At 72.1% G+C, this 20036-nt stretch carries 17 protein-coding genes and 1 tRNA gene; 13 read left to right on the forward strand and 5 right to left on the reverse strand.

From position 1 onward, the window contains the following. Positions 1-13: 13 nt before the first annotated feature. The 7 genes from ABT147_RS22905 to ABT147_RS22935 all read left to right on the forward strand — a co-directional run bounded on the left by ABT147_RS22905 (position 14) and on the right by ABT147_RS22935 (position 7116). Complete coding sequence (locus ABT147_RS22905) at positions 14-1045, forward strand: phosphatase PAP2 family protein (protein WP_351408999.1); 1032 nt, start codon at positions 14-16, stop codon at positions 1043-1045. Further along, the gene (locus ABT147_RS22910) at positions 996-2219 is read left to right on the forward strand and encodes a hypothetical protein (protein ID WP_351409147.1); all 1224 of its coding nucleotides are present in this window, start codon (positions 996-998) and stop codon (positions 2217-2219) included. The genes ABT147_RS22905 and ABT147_RS22910 overlap by 50 nt, the downstream gene beginning before the upstream one ends. Next, positions 2210-3826, forward strand: coding sequence for a hypothetical protein (locus tag ABT147_RS22915; RefSeq protein WP_351409001.1), 1617 nt, complete (start codon positions 2210-2212; stop codon positions 3824-3826). The genes ABT147_RS22910 and ABT147_RS22915 overlap by 10 nt, the downstream gene beginning before the upstream one ends. Beyond that, entirely contained in the window at positions 3823-5166 is a 1344-nt protein-coding gene (locus ABT147_RS22920; RefSeq protein WP_351409003.1) for an AAA domain-containing protein, read from the forward strand. The genes ABT147_RS22915 and ABT147_RS22920 overlap by 4 nt, the downstream gene beginning before the upstream one ends. A 358-nt stretch (positions 5167-5524) precedes the next feature. Then, positions 5525-5887 carry a DUF8844 domain-containing protein gene (locus ABT147_RS22925; protein ID WP_351409005.1) on the forward strand — a complete coding sequence of 121 codons (363 nt, stop codon included), beginning with the start codon at positions 5525-5527 and terminating at the stop codon, positions 5885-5887. A 472-nt stretch (positions 5888-6359) separates the two neighbouring features. Next, positions 6360-7052 carry a bifunctional DNA primase/polymerase gene (locus ABT147_RS22930; protein ID WP_351409007.1) on the forward strand — a complete coding sequence of 231 codons (693 nt, stop codon included), beginning with the start codon at positions 6360-6362 and terminating at the stop codon, positions 7050-7052. After that, a tRNA-Lys gene (locus ABT147_RS22935) sits at positions 7043-7116 on the forward strand. The genes ABT147_RS22930 and ABT147_RS22935 overlap by 10 nt, the downstream gene beginning before the upstream one ends. Positions 7117-7230: 114 nt before the next feature. Here ABT147_RS22935 and ABT147_RS22940 read toward each other — a convergent pair. Further along, positions 7231-8622, reverse strand: coding sequence for a M6 family metalloprotease domain-containing protein (locus ABT147_RS22940; protein WP_351409009.1), 1392 nt, complete (start codon positions 8620-8622; stop codon positions 7231-7233). Between the two features lie 398 nt (positions 8623-9020). Here ABT147_RS22940 and ABT147_RS22945 point away from each other — a divergent pair, with 398 nt between their 5' ends. Then, positions 9021-11024: a putative bifunctional diguanylate cyclase/phosphodiesterase gene (locus ABT147_RS22945; RefSeq protein WP_351409011.1), complete on the forward strand. Its 2004-nt coding sequence runs from the start codon at positions 9021-9023 to the stop codon at positions 11022-11024. A gap of 98 nt (positions 11025-11122) precedes the next feature. Here ABT147_RS22945 and ABT147_RS22950 read toward each other — a convergent pair whose 3' ends face one another. The 3 genes from ABT147_RS22950 to ABT147_RS22960 form a co-directional block, all read right to left on the reverse strand. Further along, positions 11123-12229, reverse strand: coding sequence for an LLM class flavin-dependent oxidoreductase (locus tag ABT147_RS22950; RefSeq protein WP_351409013.1), 1107 nt, complete (start codon positions 12227-12229; stop codon positions 11123-11125). Between the two features lie 317 nt (positions 12230-12546). After that, positions 12547-13278: a maleate cis-trans isomerase family protein gene (locus ABT147_RS22955; protein ID WP_351409015.1), complete on the reverse strand. Its 732-nt coding sequence runs from the start codon at positions 13276-13278 to the stop codon at positions 12547-12549. Continuing rightward, positions 13275-14096: a maleate cis-trans isomerase family protein gene (locus ABT147_RS22960; RefSeq protein WP_351409017.1), complete on the reverse strand. Its 822-nt coding sequence runs from the start codon at positions 14094-14096 to the stop codon at positions 13275-13277. The genes ABT147_RS22955 and ABT147_RS22960 overlap by 4 nt, the downstream gene beginning before the upstream one ends. Before the next feature lie 285 nt (positions 14097-14381). Here ABT147_RS22960 and ABT147_RS22965 point away from each other — a divergent pair, with 285 nt between their 5' ends. Together ABT147_RS22965 and ABT147_RS22970 are read left to right on the forward strand one after the other, a co-directional pair. Further along, entirely contained in the window at positions 14382-15347 is a 966-nt protein-coding gene (locus ABT147_RS22965) for a D-2-hydroxyacid dehydrogenase (protein WP_351409019.1), read from the forward strand. 39 nt (positions 15348-15386) lie between these two features. Then, positions 15387-16787, forward strand: a complete 1401-nt coding sequence (locus ABT147_RS22970) for an amidase (protein WP_351409149.1) — start codon at positions 15387-15389, stop codon at positions 16785-16787. Between the two features lie 327 nt (positions 16788-17114). Here ABT147_RS22970 and ABT147_RS22975 read toward each other — a convergent pair whose 3' ends face one another. Continuing rightward, complete coding sequence (locus ABT147_RS22975; RefSeq protein WP_351409020.1) at positions 17115-17609, reverse strand: DUF3830 family protein; 495 nt, start codon at positions 17607-17609, stop codon at positions 17115-17117. A 131-nt stretch (positions 17610-17740) separates the two neighbouring features. Between ABT147_RS22975 and ehuB the strand changes: the two genes are divergently transcribed. Genes ehuB through ehuD form a run of 3 tightly spaced genes read left to right on the forward strand, consistent with a single transcriptional unit; the run spans position 17741 to position 20027 of the window. Next, complete coding sequence (ehuB, locus tag ABT147_RS22980) at positions 17741-18664, forward strand: ectoine/hydroxyectoine ABC transporter substrate-binding protein EhuB (RefSeq protein ID WP_351409022.1); 924 nt, start codon at positions 17741-17743, stop codon at positions 18662-18664. Further along, entirely contained in the window at positions 18661-19377 is a 717-nt protein-coding gene (gene ehuC / locus ABT147_RS22985; RefSeq protein ID WP_351409023.1) for an ectoine/hydroxyectoine ABC transporter permease subunit EhuC, read from the forward strand. The genes ehuB and ehuC overlap by 4 nt, the downstream gene beginning before the upstream one ends. Next, a complete protein-coding gene (gene ehuD, locus ABT147_RS22990; protein WP_351409025.1) occupies positions 19377-20027 on the forward strand; it encodes an ectoine/hydroxyectoine ABC transporter permease subunit EhuD in 651 nt (216 codons plus the stop codon). The genes ehuC and ehuD overlap by 1 nt, the downstream gene beginning before the upstream one ends. The last annotated feature ends 9 nt before the right edge of the window (positions 20028-20036 follow it).

Consider the following 20036-nt stretch of genomic DNA (forward strand, 5'->3'; position numbering starts at 1 on the left):
GGAGGACGTTCGGATGCCGCAGATCGAGGCGACCGAGGCACCGGTTACCAGAAGGACCGGCGCACCGGTTACCGAGGCGGCGCCGAGCGCGCGGCTGCGCTGGTGGACCGAGCTTCCGCTGATCCTGCTGGTGTACGGGGCGTACTCGATCGGCCGGCTCCTCGCCCGCGGCGACACCTCCCACGCCGTCGACCACGGCCTGTCGATCCTGCGGATCGAGAAGGCCCTGTGGCTCAACGCCGAGCATCCGCTGAACCGCCTGTTCACCCGTGAACCCTGGATAGGGATACCCGCCGACTTCTGGTACGCGTCGCTGCACTACCTGGTCACCCCCGCGCTCCTGATCTGGCTCTTCAGATCCCGTACGGTGCGCTATCGCGCGGCCCGCACCTGGCTGCTGACCTCCACCTTCATCGGCCTCATCGGCTTCACCCTGCTCCCCACCTGCCCGCCCCGGCTGCTCGCCCCGTCCCACGGCTTCGTCGACACCATGGCCCACTACAGCTCGTGGGGCTGGTGGGGCGGCGAGGCCAGCGCGCCCCGGGGCCTGGGCGGTATGACGAACCAGTACGCGGCGATGCCGAGCCTGCACGTCGGCTGGGCCCTGTGGTGCGGGGTGATCCTCTGGCGCTTCGGCGGCGGCTCGCGTCTCGTCCGGACCGCGGCCGTCGCTTATCCGCTGATCACCACGATCGTGGTGATGGGCACCGCGAACCACTACTTCCTCGACGCGGTGGCGGGCGCCGCCGTGATGGGGGTGGGCCTGCTGCTGACCCCGGTGGTACTGCGGATCGCGGACCAGTGGCGCGTCTCGCTCGGGCTGGCGACGGCGGCGGAGGGCCGGTTCGGCGGCGGCGAGCGTCGGCGCGTGGAGGAGGCCGTCGTTCCTGCCACGGGGGTCTCTCAGGGCTCGGTTTCCCCAATTGTCAGTGGTGAGTGCCAGACTTCCCCGGGTGAGCGATTCCCACGGCAGCGGATCACCGAACCCGAGCCGGGTGCCGCCCCCTCGGAAGCAGGGGACGGCGCTCCGGCAGCGGCTCGCTGAGCTGCGCGGACCCGAGGTCCCACCCAAGGCGCTGGACGCGCGCGCCCTCGCCGCGCTCGCGGCCAACCCGGGCTGCGAGCGCCGCGCGCTGCTGGACGGCGCGGGCGTGAACAAGGCGGTGCTGGCGGACGCGCTGGGCTCGCCCTCCGCCTTCGGCCAGTCCCAGTTCGCCTTCATGCGGGGCAACGCCTTCGAGGCCAAGGTCAAGGCGGACGGCGGCGCCGAGCTGCTGCGCCTGGTGCACGAGAGACTGGACCCCGGCGCCGAGCCGCCCACCTCGGCCAAGGTCCCCGACCTCACCGCCGTGGGCCCCGAGGGCCGCGCCGCCCGTACGGCCCTGGCGCTGCGCGACGCCACGGACTCCGGCGGCTGGGCGCTGCTCGACCACCCCATGCTGGCGCTCGACGTCGCGGGCACGCCCGCGTTCCTGGAGCCGGACGCGGTGGTGGTCCACCCCGACGGCAGCTGGTCGGTCGTCGAGATCAAGTCCTTCCCGATGCTGGACGGTTCGGCGGACGCCGCGAAGGTCGGCGCGGCCGCCCGCCAGTCGGCGGTGTACGTACTGGCGCTGGAGGAGGTCGCCGCCCGGCTCGGCGGCGAGACCCGCAAGGGCGCCCCCGCGCCCGAGGTCCGCCACCGGGTGCTGCTGGTCTGCCCCAAGGACTTCACCAACCTCCCGACGGCCGCCGCGGTGGACATCCGCAAGCAACGGGCGGTCACCCGCCGCCAGTTGACCCGGCTGACCCGGATCGAGGAGATCGCGGACACCCTCCCCGAGGGCACCTGCTTCGCCACGGACCTCCCCCAGGAGAAGCTGACGACGGCCGTCGAGGCACTGTCCGCCGCCTACGCCCCCGAGTGCCTCGCCGCCTGCGAGCTGGCCTTCCACTGCCGGGCCCGCTCCCGCACGGACGGCGCGGTGACCTCCCTGGGCCGTGCCACCCGCGCCGAGCTGGGCGGCCTCACCACGGTCGACGACGTCCTGGCGGCGGCCCACGGCCGGGCCGGCGACCCGGACGACCCAGCCGTGGCCGCGCTGCGCAGGGCGGCGGAACTGCGGGCGGAGGCGCTGGCCGTCGCGGGCGCGCCCCGGCAGACGGCGGCCGGGCGGCATGCGTCCCCGCAGACGGCCGCCGTTCCCGGTCCGGCCCCGGAGGGGGTTCCGTGTCGCTGATCGCCACGCTCGCCCGTCTCGAAGCCGTCAGCACGGGCCGCGCCCAGCCCGCCGCCACCGTCCTGCACCGGCATCTCTCGGACCGCCCGCTCGTCCTCGTGCCGCTCACCACCGCCGGTGAGGCCGGCGCCCCGCTCGGCGCGCTCGTCGGCACCGACCGTGACGCGCCCCGCCTGCTGGTCGTGCCCCAGCCCCGCGACCGCGACCTGCGTTTCGCGTTCCTCGCCGAACTGGCGGACATCGTCCTGCCGTACGTGGACTCGTACGCCGACGTGGTGGAGGCCGCCGAGCGCAACGAGACCGACCCGGAGACCGGCAAACGCGTCAAGGTCGAGGTCGAACTGTGCGCGGACGCCCCGCAGTTGATCCTGCCGAGCCGGACGGGCATCGACCTCGTACGGCTCCTCGGCCGCTCCACCCGGTTCCGGCGCACCGCCGAGCAGGACCCGGAGGCACCGCATCCGGCGCCCCCGCGCGTGCCGTTGCTCGGGCGCTGGCTCACGCACTTCGGGGAGCGGGCCCGGGTGCCGGGCTCCTCGCTGCTGCTCGCGCTGACCGATCTGCTGTCACGGCACTGGGCGACCGGGCAGTCCGGGGTGGAGGACCAGCATCTGGGGTCGCTGCTCGCCTGGATCGATCCTCCGGAGGGGGAAGCGGGCGAGGCGGCGGCGCGGCGGGCCGAGCTGGCGCGGGACGCCGAGGGCCAGTTGCTGTGCCCGCCCGCCGGGCCCGCGACCGACCCCGCGTTCGACAACAAGCTGCTGGCCCCGGCCATCGAGCGGTACGACCGGGCACGGCTCGCCCTGGCCGCCGCCGAGGACGGCCTGGAGGCCGACGACCGGCTGGGCGCGCTGACCGCCGCCGAGCGGGAGATCCGCGCCCTGGTCGAGAGCCGCACCCGGCCCACCTGGGACGCGGTCTGGCACGGCCTCGATCTGCTGCGCGCCCTGCCGGAGGGTGCCCACGCGGCCGACCGGTGGACCCGCGACCGCTGGTCCTTCACCGGCCACCGGGACCGGATCGTCGCCGGGGAACCCCCGCAGCCCCGTATCGACGACGCGGTCACGGCGGCGAACAAACTGGCCGCGCGCGAGCGGGAACAGGCCCGCCTCGACGCCCAGGAGGCCCTGGACGACCCGCTCGTGATGGCCGGGCGGCGGCTGGCCGGGGAAGCGTTCGCCGGTGAGGTCACCGAGGTCGTGATGGCGTACAGCGAGGGCAAGCGGCCCAGCCCGCGGCCGCTGGTCACCGTACGGACGCGGGACCGGCCGCATCTCGGGGAGCGCGCGAAGACGTACCGCTCGCTGGGCGGGAAGCCGCAGACGGCGGAGTTCGTGCGGTACGAGGGGGCCGAGGGGGACGACGGCGACGGCTGTGTGCTCCTCGTCCTGCGGATCATGGACAAGATGGGGCGCGGCAAGGAGCCGGAGGTGGGGTCCGTCCCCGAGAAGGGGGACCTGCTCTGCTTCACCCTCTTCGAGCACGACCAGCGGGGCGGGGCGAAGCTGCCGGACCCGGAGGAGACACCGTGGACGCACGGCGGGCCGCCGGGTGAGCCCGACGCCGTACCGCTGCCGGACCCGGTGACCGAGGAGGATGTCCTGTGACCGCCACCGAGACGGTGCTCGATCCCGGGGCGGCGGCCGGCCGTGCCACCGACGCGATCCTGCGCGACACGCTGCATGGCGACGCGCGCGGTGTCGTCGTCGACTCGCCGCCCGGCGCCGGGAAGTCGACGCTCGTGGTCCGCGCCGCGCTCGAACTGGCCTCCGCCGGGCGCCCGCTGATGGTCATCGCACAGACGAACGCACAGGTCGACGACCTGGTGATCCGCCTCGCGGAGAAGGAACCCGACCTCCCGGTCGGCCGGCTGCACAGCAGCGACAGCGATCCGTACGACAAGGCGCTGGACGAGCTGGCGAACGTACGGAAGTCGACGAAGGCCGCCGATCTGGCGGGGCTGGACGTCGTGATCTCCACGGCCGCGAAGTGGGCGCATGTCAAGGGGGTCGAGCCGTGGCGGCACGCGATCGTCGACGAGGCGTACCAGATGCGGTCGGACGCGCTGCTGGCCGTGGCGGGGCTGTTCGAGCGGGCGCTGTTCGTGGGTGACCCCGGGCAGCTGGACCCGTTCGCGATCGTGGGCAGCGAGCAGTGGGCGGGGCTGTCGTACGACCCGTCGGCCTCGGCGGTGACGACACTGCTGGCCCACAACCCCGAGCTGCCCCAGCACCGGCTGCCGGTGTCGTGGCGGCTGCCGGCGTCGGCGGCGCCGCTGGTCTCCGACGCGTTCTATCCCTTCACCCCGTTCCGCAGCGGCACGGACCACGGGGACCGGCGGCTCGGGTTCGCGGTGCCGTCGGACGGCTCCGGCCCCGACCGGGTCATCGACGAGGCCGCCGAGTCGGGGTGGGGGCTGCTGGAGCTGCCCGCCCGGCACACGCCCCGGACCGATCCCGAGGCGGTACGGGCCGTCGCCCAGGTCGTACGGCGGCTGCTCGACCGGGGTGGGGCGGCGACCTCGGAGCGGTCCGAGGAGCCCGTGCCGCTGACCGCCGACCGGATCGCCGTCGGCACGGCGCACCGGGACCAGGCGGCCGCGGTGCGCTCCGCGCTGGCCGAGCTGGGTGTCGCGGACGTGGTCGTGGACACGGCGAACCGGCTCCAGGGGCGGGAGTACGACGTCACGGTCGTCCTCCATCCGCTGTCCGGGCGGCCCGACGCGACGGCCTTCCACCTGGAGACCGGGCGGCTGTGCGTGCTCGCCTCCCGGCACCGGCACGCCTGCATCGTGGTGTGCCGGGCGGGGGTCACCGACCTCCTCGACGACCATCCGTCGACCGAGCCCGTGCAGCTGGGGGTGACCGTGAAGTTCCCGGACGGCTGGGAGGCGAACCACGCGGTGCTGGCGGAGCTGGGGGAGCATCGGGTGGCTTGGCGGCCCTAGTGGCGGGGGCGGGGTAGGGGGTCTGGCGGCGGGGTCCTGGCACGGGTGTCGGCCGGGGGTGTGGGGTCGCGGGTGTCCGGCGGGTTTGTGACCTCGGGTGTCCGGTGAGGTTCGGCCTCGGGTGTCCGGTGCGGGGTTGCGGCCGAGGGTGTGCGGCGGCGGCTCGTGCTCGGGGTGGCCGTCGGTGGGTGGGAGCGGGGCGGCGCCTTCGGGGGCGCGGGTGTGTGAGGGGCGGGGTGTGGGGCGCTGGGTGGGCTCGATGCCTACTTGCGCGGTCACGAGACAATGGACGGTGGCCCTCCTCCCGGGACGTCCCCGGGGACCGGCCCACTGAACCGTCGTACGAGGAGGAGAAGACATGGCGGAGCCCACGTCGCGTCGGAACGAACCGCGGCTACGCCCCGCGCCCCTGCTCTTCGAGCCGGCGGAGGCGGCCGGCGATCCCGAGCACTTCTTCGATCTGGAGTCGATCGACGATCCGCGGGCGTTGCTGTCGCGGGCGACGGAGTTGGCGCAGGCGTTTCGGGCGGCGGCGGACCGGGCCGTGGAGTTCCAGGCGATCGCGGCGGCGCAGCTCGCGGATCCTCGGCGGTTCGATCGGCTGACGCCGGCGGATATCGCGGAGCGGGCGGAGTGGACCGAGGACTACGCCAAGAAGATGGTCGAGTACGGGCGGGAGCTGGCTCGGGGGCGGGATGTCAGTGGGCCGGAGTCCATCTGAGCGGCGGTGTGCGGCCGGGGGTGCTGTGGTGATCCGGGGGCGGTAGGTGGCCCGGTGCTGGGGCTGGGCTCGGGCGGGGTTTCGCTCACCGGCGCTCGCGGGGTGCCGCCTGCGCCCACCCGTGCCGCCCCAGCGGCACGATTGCCCGCAGTTGGGTGAGGCGAGGGGGCTGAGTGGGCCGTCGGGCTCCGCCACAGCGGCGCGATTGGCCGCAGTTGGGTGAGGCGAGGGGGCTGGGCGGGCCGGCGGGCTTCGCCTCAGGGGCGCGGTGCTCGTGGGTGGGCGGGCGTGTGGACCGGCGTCGGGGCTGCGGTGTGGCCGCTCGTGGGCGGGCGGGGGACCGGGGCGGGGTGCCGGTCGAAATGGCGTTTGGCATATGCCGGGTGGGCAAGATACCCCACTTGCCTATCTCCCGTACCGGTTTCCGGTAACTGCTCGGGGTCGGGTGGGTACGGGCGGTAGATCTAGGTGTATGAGCGGTGGAGTGGGGACGGGCAGGTACCCGCAGGACGGGGTCGATGTCGCGGGGGTCACGGTGGAGGGGGTCGCTTGGCTGGCCTCGGCAGGAACGTATCCGCGGAGCGCGTTGGCGCTGTGGGAGGAGCGGCCGGCCGCGCCGGTGGTGCTGCCGTGCGGGACCGTCTTCGACGTCGTCAGCGTGCCGGCGATCTTCGGGCGGCGGATGCTCGACCGGCTGTGGGCCGAGGGCCCCGGCTCCGGCCCGGTCGCCGTCTACCGCGGACGCATGCTGCTGTTCGCCTCCCCCGGCACCGCCCACCGGCTGCCCACCCTCCTGGAGTGGGAGGAGTGGGGCTCGCCCGGCCGCACCGGCGCCGTGCCGCCCCTCCTCTGTCACGGCATCGGCGACGCGGTGACCGTCCCGGCCGTACTCCCCAATGGAGAGAGCCGAGGGGTTGATGACACCGGGGAGAAGGGCGCCGAAGAAGCCGGGCCGGGCGCGCTGGACTCGCCCGGAATCACCCGCCTCGGATCCCGCTGGCTCGTCGCTCCGGACACCCGCCGACCTTGGCTTCCGGGGCCCGACGTACTGCTCTGGGCAGCGGTCCGGGCGGCCCGGGCGAGCGCCTCCGAGACCGTGCGCGTATCGATTTTTCCTCCCGCCGATCAGGGTGCTAAGGTCTACGACGTCAGCAGGCGCCGCTAGCTCAGTTGGTTAGAGCAGCTGACTCTTAATCAGCGGGTCCGGGGTTCGAGTCCCTGGCGGCGCACGACACGAAGGAAGCCCCTCGCGGAAGCGGGGGGCTTCCTTCGTTCCACCACTCACGCCCCCCCACTCCCCCACGCCCCAGCTCCCCCGCTCACCCGCTCACCCGTTCCGCCGCTCACCGCCCCGTCGTGATCCGTACCGTCCACGCCCCGGTCGCCGTGCGCCCCTCCACCGCCACCCGCACGGACTCCCCCGGCACCGTGAAGCTCTCGCCCACACCCACCGGCGCGTCCGCGAGGGGCGGGTACACGGACTCCTCCCAGCAGGCCTCGGTGCGCGGATGGGCGTCGAGGACCTCGATGGGGCCGCCGCCGGACTCGGCGCCGCTGCGGATGCGGTAGACGAGGACGCCCTGCGTGCAGACGGCACTGTCGTTGCCGACCGCGCCCCGCGCCTCGATCGCGAGGGCACTGTCGGGCCCGGTACGGACGACCGCCAGCTTCGCGCCCCGCCCGGCCCCGAAGGCCCGAGGCCCGACACCGGCCGCCACACCTCCACCATTGCCGCTACCGCTGCCGTCAGCATCGGCACGCCCACCTTCACCACCCGCACGCCCGACGACCTCGCCACCCCCGACGTCGCCCGCCTCCCCCTCGTACGCCCCCCGCGGCCCCGCCCCCACCGCCTCCAGCGTCAACCGCGTGGTGCCCGCCCCCCGTACGCACGTCACCTGGCGCGGTTCCAGCCAGCCCAGCTTCCACTTGTGCCAGGCGAACAGGTCGGGGGCCAGGGCGAACTGGCTGCCCATGAGGTCCCAGTCGCCGACATGGGTGTCCCAGTCGCCCTTGCCGTCGACGGGGCGGTGGTAGAGGTCGGGGAGGTCGAAGACATGGCCGGTCTCATGGGCGAGGACGAGACGGTCCGGGGGGTGCCGCTCGAACACGGTGACGACCCGGTGCAGGCCCGTGCCGTCGACCTCCAGCGGGGATTCGAGGTTGACCACCTTCGTCGCGTCCGAGTCGACGCCGGGCGCGTGCGGGTCGGCGACGAAGTACACGATGTCGTAGCGGGAGAAGTCGACGTGCGGGTCGGCCGTGGCGAGCGCGTCCCTGAGGTAGGCGGCCCGGTGCGTCGCCTTCCAGTCACGTCGTATGGCGTACGCCGTCGACGGCTGGGGCATCTCCAGCCACTCCCGGCGCGGATGGGGGCGGAGCGCGAACTTGCCGTACGAGGCGCGTTCGAAGAACTCGCTGGTGGCCGGAAAGTGATCCGCGGTCAGCTCGGCCGGTGTGGTGAGAGGGGCCGCGTCCGGGAATGACAAGAATACGAGCACGGCGTCGAGGTCGCGGGTGGGCCGTGGATACGCGGAATTCCAGGTGTCGAGACCCTCCGAGTGATGGGCCTGGGTGCGCCGCAGTGTGCACGGCTCCGACAGCGGTACGGCGGAGGGGGCCGCGATCAGGGAGGTCGCGGCCAGTGCGGTGAGAGAGGTGAGCATGGCCGCTGTACTGCGCAGCGCGGGCGCCCGGTCGCCGAGGAGTTCCTTCCAGAGGAGCGGACGCTGCACGGAGACCTCCGGATGCGGATCTTGGGGACACCGCGTCCAGATTTTCCGAATTAGTAGTACTTTGCCCTGTTTGTCTGCACCAGAAGAGTGAGAGACGGGCTGACGACGGGCGAGAAGGAGTCGAATGGCCTCCGATGACCGACACCCCGGGCACTCACGGAACGTCACAAGTGGTCGACGGAGCGGGGAAGCCGTTCACTCCGGGGCAGAAACGATCTGTCAGATCAGGTCGTTGTTCAGGGAGACTGGAGAGTGGCTAGAAGGCCCTGGGGTCAGCCTCTATGATCGGCACACTTTCCTGCACGGACACGGCTTGAGCGCCCTTACGTACTTGGTTCGGCCGCTCCGACGAGACACATGAGATCCGTACGAAAACGAGTGCACTGCGGGAGCGAACGGTGAGCGGAACGTCCCAAGGGCCGGCGCCCGCGGCAGATCTCGTCCGGCCGGCGATTACAGAACGTAACGTCAATGCGTCAGTTCCGTCGTCGGCCTCGCCGTCGGTTCCGTCTTCGGTTCCGTCGTCGGTTCCGTCGTCAGGCCCCTCGCAGGTCCCGTCGTCGGGATCATCGTCGGGTCCGTCGTCTGGGGAGAGTCCCACGACGCCCGCCGCCTTCTCCGTCGCGCCGCTCGCCATGGCCGTCGTCGACCGGGACGGGCTGGTCGTCACCGCCAACGGGGCGATGGGGACGCTGCTCGGGACGGGCGCGGAGCCGCTGGCCGGGCGGGTCGCCGCCGATCTGGTGGACCTCGCCTCCGACACCCGTACCTGGCACGCGTACCGCGAGGTGCTGCGCGGCCGGCAGGCCCGGCTGCGCTGTACACGCCGGCTCAAACAGCCGGACGGGTCCTGGTTGTGGGTGCAGGTCTCGGTGGCGCCGCTGCCCGAGGAGGAGCGGGCGGTCCTGCTCTCGGTCGCCGACATCAGCGCCAACCGTCAGCTTCAGGCCAGGCTCCGTCACCTGCAGATGCACGACCCGGTGACCCGCCTCCCCAACCGCACCCTCTTCTTCGAACAGCTCTCCGCAGCCCTCGAACGGGAGGCGTACGACGAGGCCGGCACCGGCCGGATCGGTCTGGTCTATCTGGACCTGGACGGGTTCAAGGCGGTCAACGACACCCTCGGCCACCGGGTCGGCGACCGGCTCCTCACGGCCGTCGCCGAGCGGCTCACCCGGTGCGCCGACGAGGCCGCGCTGCTCCGCACGGCCGGTACGGCGGCCGGGGCACCGCTGGTGGCCAGACTGGGCGGTGACGAGTTCGCGCTGCTCGTGGAGGACTCCACCGGCACGGAACAGCTCGCCGATCTGGCCGACTCGGTCCTCAAGGCGTTGCAGGCGCCCTTCGACCTGGCCGGTCAGCGGCTGTCCGTCTCCGCCTCGATCGGGGTCGTCGAACGGCAGTCGGCGAGCACGACGGCGACGGGGCTGATGCAGGCCGCCGACACGACGCTGTACTGGGCGAAGGCCGACGGCAAGGCCCGCTGGACGCTGTTCGACCCGGAGCGCAACGCCCACCGGATGACCCGTCAGGCCCTGTCGTCCACGCTGCGGGCGGCTGTCGGGCGGGGCGAGTTCGTCCTTGAGTACCAGCCGCTGGTGGGCATGGCGGAGGGCGAGGTGCGCGGGGTCGAGGCGCTGGTGCGCTGGCATCACCCGCAGTTCGGCCTGTTGACGCCGAATCGGTTCATCTCACTGGCCGAGGAGGACGGCTCGATCGTCCAGCTCGGACGATGGATTCTGGCCACCGCCTGCCGGCAGGCCCGCCGCTGGCAGACCGATCACCCCGAGCGGGCGCCGATCTTCGTCAGCGTGAACGTGGCCGTCCGCCAGGTCTGGGACTCCGACCTGGTCGCCGATGTCGCCGAGATCCTCGCGGAGACCGGCCTCGCCCCGCATCTGCTGCAGCTGGAACTGACCGAGTCCGCGCTCATGGGCTCCGCCGGCCGCCCCCTCCAGGCGCTCAAGGCCCTCAGCGACATGGGCGTCCGTATCGCCATCGACGACTTCGGCACCGGGTACTCCAACCTCGCGTACCTCAGCCGGCTGCCGGTGTCGGTGCTGAAGCTGGACGGGGCGTTCGTACGGGGGTTCCAGTACGAGAGCGGGGAGGAGGGCGGGGGGCCCGGTGGGGCCGGAGCCCCCGCCGGGGCCGGTGACGTCGGGGACGTCGGGGACGCCGGGCAGCCCAACCCCGCCGACGAGATCATCGTCGAGGCTCTCGTCCAGCTCGCCCATCGGCTGGGGCTGTCCGTCACGGCGGAGGGCGTGGAGACCGACGCGCAGGCCTCCCGGCTGCGCCGGCTCGGCTGCGACACCGGGCAGGGGTGGCTGTACTCCCGCGCGGTGTCGCCGGAACGGATCGCCGAGCTGCTGGGGGCGGCGGCCTGTCCGCAGGCCTGAACAGGATCTGTCCGTCGTCCTGTCCGTCGTCGTGTACGTCGTCGTGTCTGTTGACCTGTCCGACGTCCTGTCCGACGTCCTGCTGTCGTCAGGGCTGATCAGGCCTGAGGATCGTTCCCGGTGCGTGGCAGGTCGTACGCGTCCGCGATCAGTTCGTACGAGCGCAGGCGCAGGTCCGGGTTGTGGGCGTGGGTGGTGAGCATCAGCTCGTCGGCACCGGTGCGCTTCTGGAGGTCGTCGAGGCGGGTGCGGACCTCGTCGGCGGTGCCGTGGATGTAGTCCGCCTGCCAGGAGTCGACGAAGTCCTGTTCGATCACGCTGAACTCGTACGCCTCCGCCTCCTCCGGCGTCGGGATGAGACCGGGGCGGCCGGTGCGCAGCCGGATCATGTTCAGCGCGGCGGCCCTGACCTGGCGGCGGGCCTCCTTCTCCTCGTCCACGGCGAGGGTGGCGACGCCGATCAGCGCGTACGGGGCGTCGAGGACCGGCGAGGGGCGGAACGACTCGCGGTACAGGTCGAGCGCCGGGACCGTGTTCCGGGAGGAGAAGTGGTGGGCGAAGGCGAAGGGGAGGCCGAGGGAGCCGGCCAGGCGGGCGCTGAAGCCGGAGGAGCCGAGCAGCCAGATCGGGGGGCGGTGCGGGGACTGCACGCCGCCGGGTGAGGTGCCCTGGATGGGGCCCGGGATCGCGTGGATACGGCGGTAGGGGTGGCCGTCGGGGAAGTCGTCGTCCAGGAAGCGGGTCAGCTCCGCTAGTTGCTCCGGGAAGTCGTCGGCGCCCTCGTGCAGGCTCGCCGAGCGGCGGAGGGCCGCGGCGGTGGCGCCGTCCGTGCCGGGGGCGCGGCCGAGGCCGAGGTCGACGCGGCCGGGGGCCATCGCTTCCAGCGTGCCGAACTGCTCCGCGATGACCAGGGGGGCGTGGTTGGGGAGCATCACGCCGCCTGAGCCGAGGCGGATGCGGGTGGTGTGGGCGGCGAGGTGGGCGAGGATCACGGCCGGGGAGGATGAGGCGACGCCGGGCATGGAGTGGTGTTCGGCGACCCAGTAGCGGTGGTAGCCGCGGGTTTCTGTCTGGCGGGCGAGGGTGACGCTGGTGCGGAGGGCGTCTGTGGCGGTTCGGCCCGCGCCTACGGTGACCAGGTCGAGGACGGAGAGGGGGACCGGGGCGGTGCCCTTGGTTTCGCCTCGTATCTCGGCTGTGGTCACGGTGGGGCCTCCTGGGGGGGTGGGTCGGTGCGGGGTGCGTACGGTTCCAGGTAACAGGAGGGTGGCTCCGGTTATTCCCGCCCCCGCCGCCCCTACCCGTCCCATCCCCAGGGGCTGCGCCCCTTCGACCCCCTGGGTGGGGGGGGAGGGGTGGGTGGGTCGGTGCGGGTTCGGTGGGGGTTCTCGCGCAGTTCCCCGCGCCCCTGAAAAGCAGGGCCTGCGGCCCTGAAAGACCGCGCGTGGCTTCCCGTGGCCCTTGAGGCGGTGCTCGGAGCCCCGCGTCCCCGCGACAACGGGGCGCGGGGCTCTGGTGGGCGTTAGACCTGGACGATTGGTTCCCTTGTGAACAGGGTGCCGAGTTGGGGGGCGTTCACCCTGCGGTCGGCCAGCCTCAGGGCTTCCCAGACGGTGACCTGGTTGGCGGTGAGGATGGGTTTGCCGAGTTCTTTTTCGAGGGTGGGGATGTGGGAGGCGGTATGGAGGGCCGTGTCCGGGAGGAGGAGGGCTTCGGCGTCGGGGTGGTCGGCCGCGCGGGCGAGGGTGAGGGTGTCGTCCAGGGTCCAGGTGCCCACCTCCGCCGCCGTGATGATGCCCGCGCCCCGCACCGAGAGGACCTCGATCCCGGCCGCCGCCAGGAAGTCGACGAACAGCCGGGCGACGTCGTCCGGGTAGGTCGCCGCCACGGCCACCCGGCGGGCGCCGACCTCCTGTGCCGCGTGGGCGAAGGCGAAGGACGTGGAGGAGGCGGGGAGACCCGCCGTACGGGCGAGGGTGCGGATCTGGTCGTGGGCGCCTTCGTAGCCGTAGACGAAACTGCCGCTGGTGCAGGCCCAGACGATGGCCTCCGCGCCGGAGAGGCGGAGGGCCTCGCAGCCGGCGGCGAGGCGTTCGGGGGCGCCCATCTCGCGCAGGGCGTCCACGCGGTGGGCGTCCTCGCCGATGTCGGTGTGCACCACGTCCACCCGGATGTCGCTGCCGAGCAGTTGCTCCATGCGCGGATAGTCGTCCTCGGCGGAGTGGCCCGGGTAGAGGAAACCGAGTGCGGTCATGCCCAACCTTCCTGTTCTTCCGGCAGTACGGGCGGCGGCGGTACAGGCCCTCGACCAAACGCCTGCTTGAACGTCTGTTTGGCCGACTCGTCGATCAGAGCCTGGTACGGACCCACCGCCCGAGTACCCAGATGACGCAGTGCCGCCCATATCGTCACCTGGTTGGCCGAGAGAACGGGCATGCGCAGTTCCGCTTCCAGCTGGGGGATGACGTCGTACGTGGGGAGGTTGGTGCAGGAGATGAAGAGGGCGTCCGGTGCCGGCGTACCGACCGCGCGGCGGGCCATGGCGACCACATCGTGGTACGGGACCTTCCAGATGTGCCGGACCAGGCCGAGCGAGGCGCGGCCGGTGACCAGGATGCCCGCCTCCGCGAGGTACTCCTCCAGGGACTGGGTGACCGAGACGGTGTACGGGGTGACCAGGGCGATACGGCGCGCGTTCACCTCGGCCAGGGCGGCGAGCAGCGCGCCGGAGGTGGTGACGGCGTGCGCGGCGCCCGCGCGGGTCATCGCCTCGCCCATCGCGCGCTCCCCCGCGACCCCGCCGACGAAGCTGCCGCTGGTACAGGCGTAGGCCACGACCTCGGGCGCGACCTCGTTCAGGGCCCGGACCGCCTCGTGGAGCGTCTCGTGCTCGGAGACCAGCCGGGCCAGGTCGAGGCTCACCTCGACGGGCACGTACGGGGTCCGGGTGAGGTGCAGGGAGACGTCGTCCGGGACCCAGCGCCACAGCTCGCGGTCGAGGGCGAAGTCGAAAGGGGCGATGACACCGACGCCGCGTTGCGGACGGGGTCCACCGAGGAAGGAGACGTTCATGACAGCCACCGGCCTCACGGAGAGAGATGTGCGGACGACAGACCGTGCGCAAGTCCGTGTTGACGAAGGTAGGTTCGGGTGCGAGCGTGGTCAATCAGTGCATGTCACACGCATCTCGTGAGGCGACAGGACTGCCGGGAGGACTGCTTCCGTTTGTGAGTACAACCGTTTTCGCCCGTGAGCACAGCCGCTTCCGTTTGTAAGCACAACCGCTTCCGTTCGTGAGCACAGCCGCTCCCGTTCGTGAGTACAGCCGCTTCCGTTCGTGATTGGTGTCGTACGCCCATGACTTCGACGCACCGTCCACATCCGCACCTCCTCGTCCTCGACGCCGAGCCGCGTCCCCGGCTCGGGCGGCTCACCGGGCGGGCCACGGTCGAGTACGCCGACGCCTCGACGCTGGCCGGGCGGCTGCCGTACGCCGATGTGCTGCTGGTGTGGGACTTCGCCTCGCACGCGGTGCGGAAGGCCTGGCCGGCTGGAGGCCCGCGTCCGCGCTGGGTGCACACGGCCAGCGCGGGTGTCGACCATCTGCTGGGCCCCGAACTCGCCGCCGACGAGGACACGGTGGTGACCAACGCGCGCGGCGTGTTCGAGGCGCCGATCGCCGAGTACGTCGCCGCGCTGGTGCTGAGCATGGCCAAGGATCTGCCGCGCAGCTGGGAGTTGCAGGGGCGGCGGGAGTGGCGGCACCGGGAGGCGCTGCGGGTGGCCGGGGGCCGGGCGTGCGTCGTCGGTTCCGGACCGATCGGGCGGGCGATCGCGCGCTACCTGAAATCCCTGGGCCTCCATACGGCCCTGGTCGGCCGGACCGCGCGGGCCGGTGTTCATGGTCCCGAGGAGTTGGACCGGCTGCTGGCCCGCGCCGACTGGGTGGTCGCCGCCGCGCCGCTGACGGAGGCGACGTACGGCATGTTCGACGCCCGGCGGTTCGGGGTGATGCAGCCGTCCGCGCGGTTCGTCAATGTGGGGCGTGGGCAGCTCGTGGTGGAGGACGCGCTCGTCGAGGCGCTGCGGAAGCGGTGGATCGCGGGGGCGGCGCTGGATGTGTTCGAGCGTGAGCCGCTGGGCCCTGACGACCCGTTGTGGGAGGTGCCCGGGCTGATCGTCTCGCCGCACATGAGCGGGGACACGGTGGGGTGGCGGGACGAACTCGGCGCCCAGTTCGTGGAGTTGTTCGAGCTGTGGGAGGCGGGCAAGCCGCTGCCCAACGTGGTCGACAAGCAGCGCGGGTACGTGCCCGGGCACTGAACTCCCTGGAGAGGCCGCCGTATGTCAGAACTGCGGGAAATGCGGGAACTGCCGGATCTGACCGCCGTACGCCTTGTGGAGGGTTACCGCAAAGGCGAGTTCAGTCCCGTGGAGGTGGCACGGGCGGCGTTGGAGCGGGCCGAGCGGGTGCAGCCGGACGTGAACGCGTTCGTGCGGATCGACGCCGAGTCGGCCCTCGCGCGGGCGCGGGAGTCGGAGGAGCGGTGGCGGCGCGGGGAGCCGGCCGGGGCGGTGGACGGGGTGCCGGTCACGGTGAAGGACATCCTGCTGATGCGGGGCGGGCCGACGCTGAAGGGCTCCAAAACCATCTCGGCTACGGGTGGTTGGGACGAGGACGCGCCCTCCGTGGCCAGGCTGCGCGAGCACGGTGCCGTCTTCCTGGGGAAGACCACGACACCCGAGTTCGGCTGGAAGGGCGTCACCGACTCGCCGCTCAGCGGGGTGACGCGGAATCCGTACGACCTCTCGCGTACGGCCGGGGGTTCCAGCGGGGGTGCGGCGGCGGCCGTCGCGCTCGGGGCGGGGCCGCTGGCGCTGGGCACGGACGGGGGTGGCAGTGTCCGTATCCCGGCGGCCTTCTGCGGGGTGTTCGGGCTGAAGCCGACGTACGGGCGGGTGCCGCTGTATCCCGCGAGCGCCTTCGGCACGCTGGCGCATGTGGGGCCGCTGACCCGGGACGCGGCGGACGCCGCGCTGATGCTGGACGTCGTCTCCGGGCCCGACGCGCGGGACTGGTCGGGGCTCGGGCCGCCGTCCGGGTCCTTCGTGGACGCGCTCGCGGGTGGGGTGCGGGGGTTGCGGATCGCGTACTCGGCTTCGCTGGGCGGGCAGGTCTCCGTCCAGCCGGGGGTCGCCCTGGCCGTGCGGCGGGCTGTGGAGGGGCTGGCCGGGCTGGGGGCGTACGTCACGGAGGCCGACCCCGACTTCTCCGATCCTGTCGAGGCGTTCCACGCGCTGTGGTTCAGCGGGGCGGCGCGGGTGACGCAGCGGTTGTCGGCGGGGCAGCTGGAGGTGCTGGACCCCGGGTTGCGGGAGATCCGGGAGCGGGGGGCGTCCTTGTCCGCGCTGGACTATCTGGCGGCGGTGGATGTGCGGATGGAGCTCGGGCGGCGGATGGGGGCGTTCCATGAGCGGTACGACGTTCTGGTCACGCCCGCGGTGCCGGTGACCGCGTTCGAGGCGGGGGTGGAGGTGCCTCGTGGCTCCGGGTGTCGGCGGTGGACGGGGTGGACGCCGTTCACGTATCCCTTCAATCTGACGCAGCAGCCTGCGGCGAGTGTGCCTGTGGGGGTGGACGGGGGTGGGTTGCCGGTGGGGCTTCAGGTGGTGGGGGCTCGGCATCGGGATGACTTGGTGTTGCGGGTGGGGCATGCGTTGTATGAGGCGGGGGTTGCGGGGGTGGCTCCGCCCCGCCTTTGATCGCCCCCGCCGCCCCTACCCGTCCCATCCACCAGGGGCGCTGCCCCTTCGACCCCGAGGGGGTGCGTTGTCGGGTGCGGGCCGGTGGGGCTTCTCGCGCAGTTCCCCGCGCCCCTGAAAAGCAGGGGCTGCGCCCCGTGCTTTTCAGGCCCGCAGCCCCGTGCTTTCAACCCGCAGCCCCGTCGCCTTTCAGGCACCGGGGCCGTGGTCTTTCAGGCCCGCAGGGGCCTGAATCCTTAGGGGCGCGGGGAACTGCGCGACCAGCCCCCACCGGGCCCGCGGCCGCCAACGCACCCGAACCCCCGAGCTGTCAGGCGCCCGACGCGGTCATGCCCGGCGGAAGCTCAAGGTCTCGCCCAGTGCCCCGGTCCGCCACAGGTCGTTGCAAGCCTGGGCCATCTCGTCCAGGCCCGAGACGACCTGGCCCCAGACGATGCCGGGTACCCAGCCCACGTCGCCGTTGAGCAGCAGGTTGTTGCGTTCGTAGAAGAGGGCCAGGTCGACGAGGGTCGTGTTCGGGCGGACCTGCTCGTCGTAGCCGTACGCGTTCGTGGCGAGTTCCGTGCCGGCGAAGGAGAAGTAGCAGAGGTCGCCAGGGATGGGGGTGACGGTGGGGTTTTCGAGGGGTGGCTCGTGGGGGGCGAAGGGTGGGAAGAGGGCGTAGATCTCGTTGCGGGCGTATTTGGCGTGGTAGACGTCGCCGGACAGGGGCAGGGCGTCCCAGACGGCGGCGCAGGTGAGCGGCGCGCGGTCGTCGAGGAGTTTCGCCCGGCACACGACCTGGCGCTTGAGCAGGGAGATCTCTATGTAGCGGTCGGTCATGTCTTCCATGGTGCGGCCGGGGTCAAGGGCGCCTCCGGGGCACGGCCGAGACCGGCCGGGTATGTGCGGGGGGCGTGAAGGCACCGGCGGTGGCGTGAATACATCGCATCGGGTCGGGTAGCCGCGCGGCCATGGCTCCAGCAACAGAGACCTCCGGGAGAACCGGGAAGACACGCGACCCCAGCCGCCGGGCACTGCTCGTCGGCGCCTCCGCGCTCGCCACGGCGGGCGCGCTGGGCGCCGCCGGGTGCAGCAGGGTGGCCACCGCCTCCGGCACGGAAGGGGGTGAGCTGCTGGACCGGCTGCGGGCGCAGGGCGTCGTACGGCTCGGTATCGCGGGAGAGATCCCGTTCGGCTACATCGACACGGATGGCCGGCTGACCGGCGAGGGGCCGGAAGTGGCCAGCGTTGTCTTCAAGCGGTTGGGGGTCGGGCGGGTTCAGCCCGTGCCGACCGAGTTCGGGTCGCTCATACCCGGGCTGAACTCGCAGCAGTTCGATGTCGTCTCCGCCGGGATGTACATCAACCCCGAACGCTGCGCGGAGGTCATCTTCTCCGAGCCCGACCACCAGATGCTGGACGCGTTCGTGGTGAAGAAGGGCAATCCGAAGGGCCTCCACGACTACGCGGACGTGATCCGGGCCAAGGCGAAGTTCGCCACCGGGTCGGGGTACGCGCAGATCGCGCACGCCGTCGAGGCGGGGTATTCGGAGAGCGACATCGTCATCGTGCCCGACCAGGTGGCCGGGATGAACGCCGTGGAGGCGGGGCGGGTCGACGTGTTCGCGGGGACGTCGCTGACCACTCGCGAGGTGGTCAAGAAGTCCCGTACGACGGAGGCGACCAAGGCGTTCGCCGCGCTCGTCGACGGCAAGCCCCGGGTGGACGGGGCGGGCTTCGCGTTCCGGCCGGCCGAGACCCGGCTGCGGGACGCCTTCAACGTGGAGCTGCGGAAGATGAAGGAGAGCGGCGAACTGCTGCGCGTCCTGCGGCCCTTCGGGTTCACCAAGGTCGAGATGACCGACCTGACCACGAAGGAGCTCTGTCGCGCATGACACCGGGACTCTGGGAACTCGTACTGCGCGGCGTCTGGGTCACCCTTCAGCTGCTGGTCTTCGGCGCGCTGCTGGCCACGGTCGTCTCCTTCGTGGTGGGGGTCGCGCGCACCCACCGGCGGTGGATCGTCCGCTTCGTCGCGGGCCTGTACACCGAGGTGTTCCGCGGCACCTCCGCACTGATCATGATCTTCTGGGTGTACTTCGTGCTGCCGCTGGCCTTCGGCTGGCAGCTGGTCCCGATGTGGGCGGGCGTCCTCGCCCTGGGGCTGACGTACGGGGCGTACGGCGCCGAGATCGTGCGCGGCGCCCTGACCGCCGTGGACCCGGCGCAGCGCGAGGGCGGTATCGCGCTGAGCTTCACGCCGTGGCAGCGGATGCGGCTGATCCTGCTGCCGCAGGCGGTCCCGGAGATGATCCCGCCCTTCGCCAACCTGGTCGTCGAACTGCTCAAGGGCACGGCGCTGGTGTCGGTCATGGGCATGGGTGACCTGGCGTTCAGCGGCAGCCTGGTGCGGCTGGCGCTGCAGGAGAGCGTGGAGATCTACGCGTACCTGCTGCTCATCTACTTCGTGATCGCCTTCCTGCTCACCCGGGCCATGCGGGTGCTGGAGCGGCGGCTGAAGACCGGGGTCGGCAAGGCCCCGGCGAAGAAGGCGGCCGTGCCGTCGGCACGTGTCCCCGAGGGCGCGAGCGCCGGAGGTGGTGCGTGATGAACTGGGACTGGAACGCGGTCACCGACTTCCTGCCGCACTTCTGGGACGGTCTGCTGGTCACCCTGCAGGCGCTGGCCCTGGGCTCGGTCGTCTCCTTCGTGCTCGGACTGGTGTGGGCGCTGCTGGTGCGGACGCCGACCCGCTGGGTGAGCTGGCCGGTGGGGGTCGTCACGGAGTTCATCCGGAACACTCCCCTGCTCGTCCAGCTGTTCTTCCTCTTCTATGTGCTGCCGGAGTGGGGTCTGACCTTCTCGGCGCTGACCACGGGCGTCTTCGCGATCGGCCTGCACTACTCGACGTACACGATGCAGGTGTACCGCGCCGGCATCGAGGCGGTGCCCACGGGCCAGTGGGAGGCGGCCACGGCGCTGAACCTGCCGGTGCGGCGCACCTGGACGGTGGTGATCCTGCCGCAGGCGGTCCGCCGGGTGGTGCCCGCGCTGGGCAACTACGTGATCTCGATGCTCAAGGACACACCGATCCTGATGGTGATCACGGTCCCGGAGATGCTGAGCGAGGCACGGCTCTACGCCCAGGAGACCTTCCGTTTCACCGAGCCCCTGACCGTCATCGGGGTGGCCTTCATCCTCATCTCCTATCTGGCCTCCCTCCTTCTGCGAAACCTGGAGCGTCGTCTTGTCCGCTGACACCCCGCT

The organism is Streptomyces sp. NPDC001868 (assembly GCF_040297125.1).
In the GTDB taxonomy this organism is placed as follows: domain Bacteria; phylum Actinomycetota; class Actinomycetes; order Streptomycetales; family Streptomycetaceae; genus Streptomyces.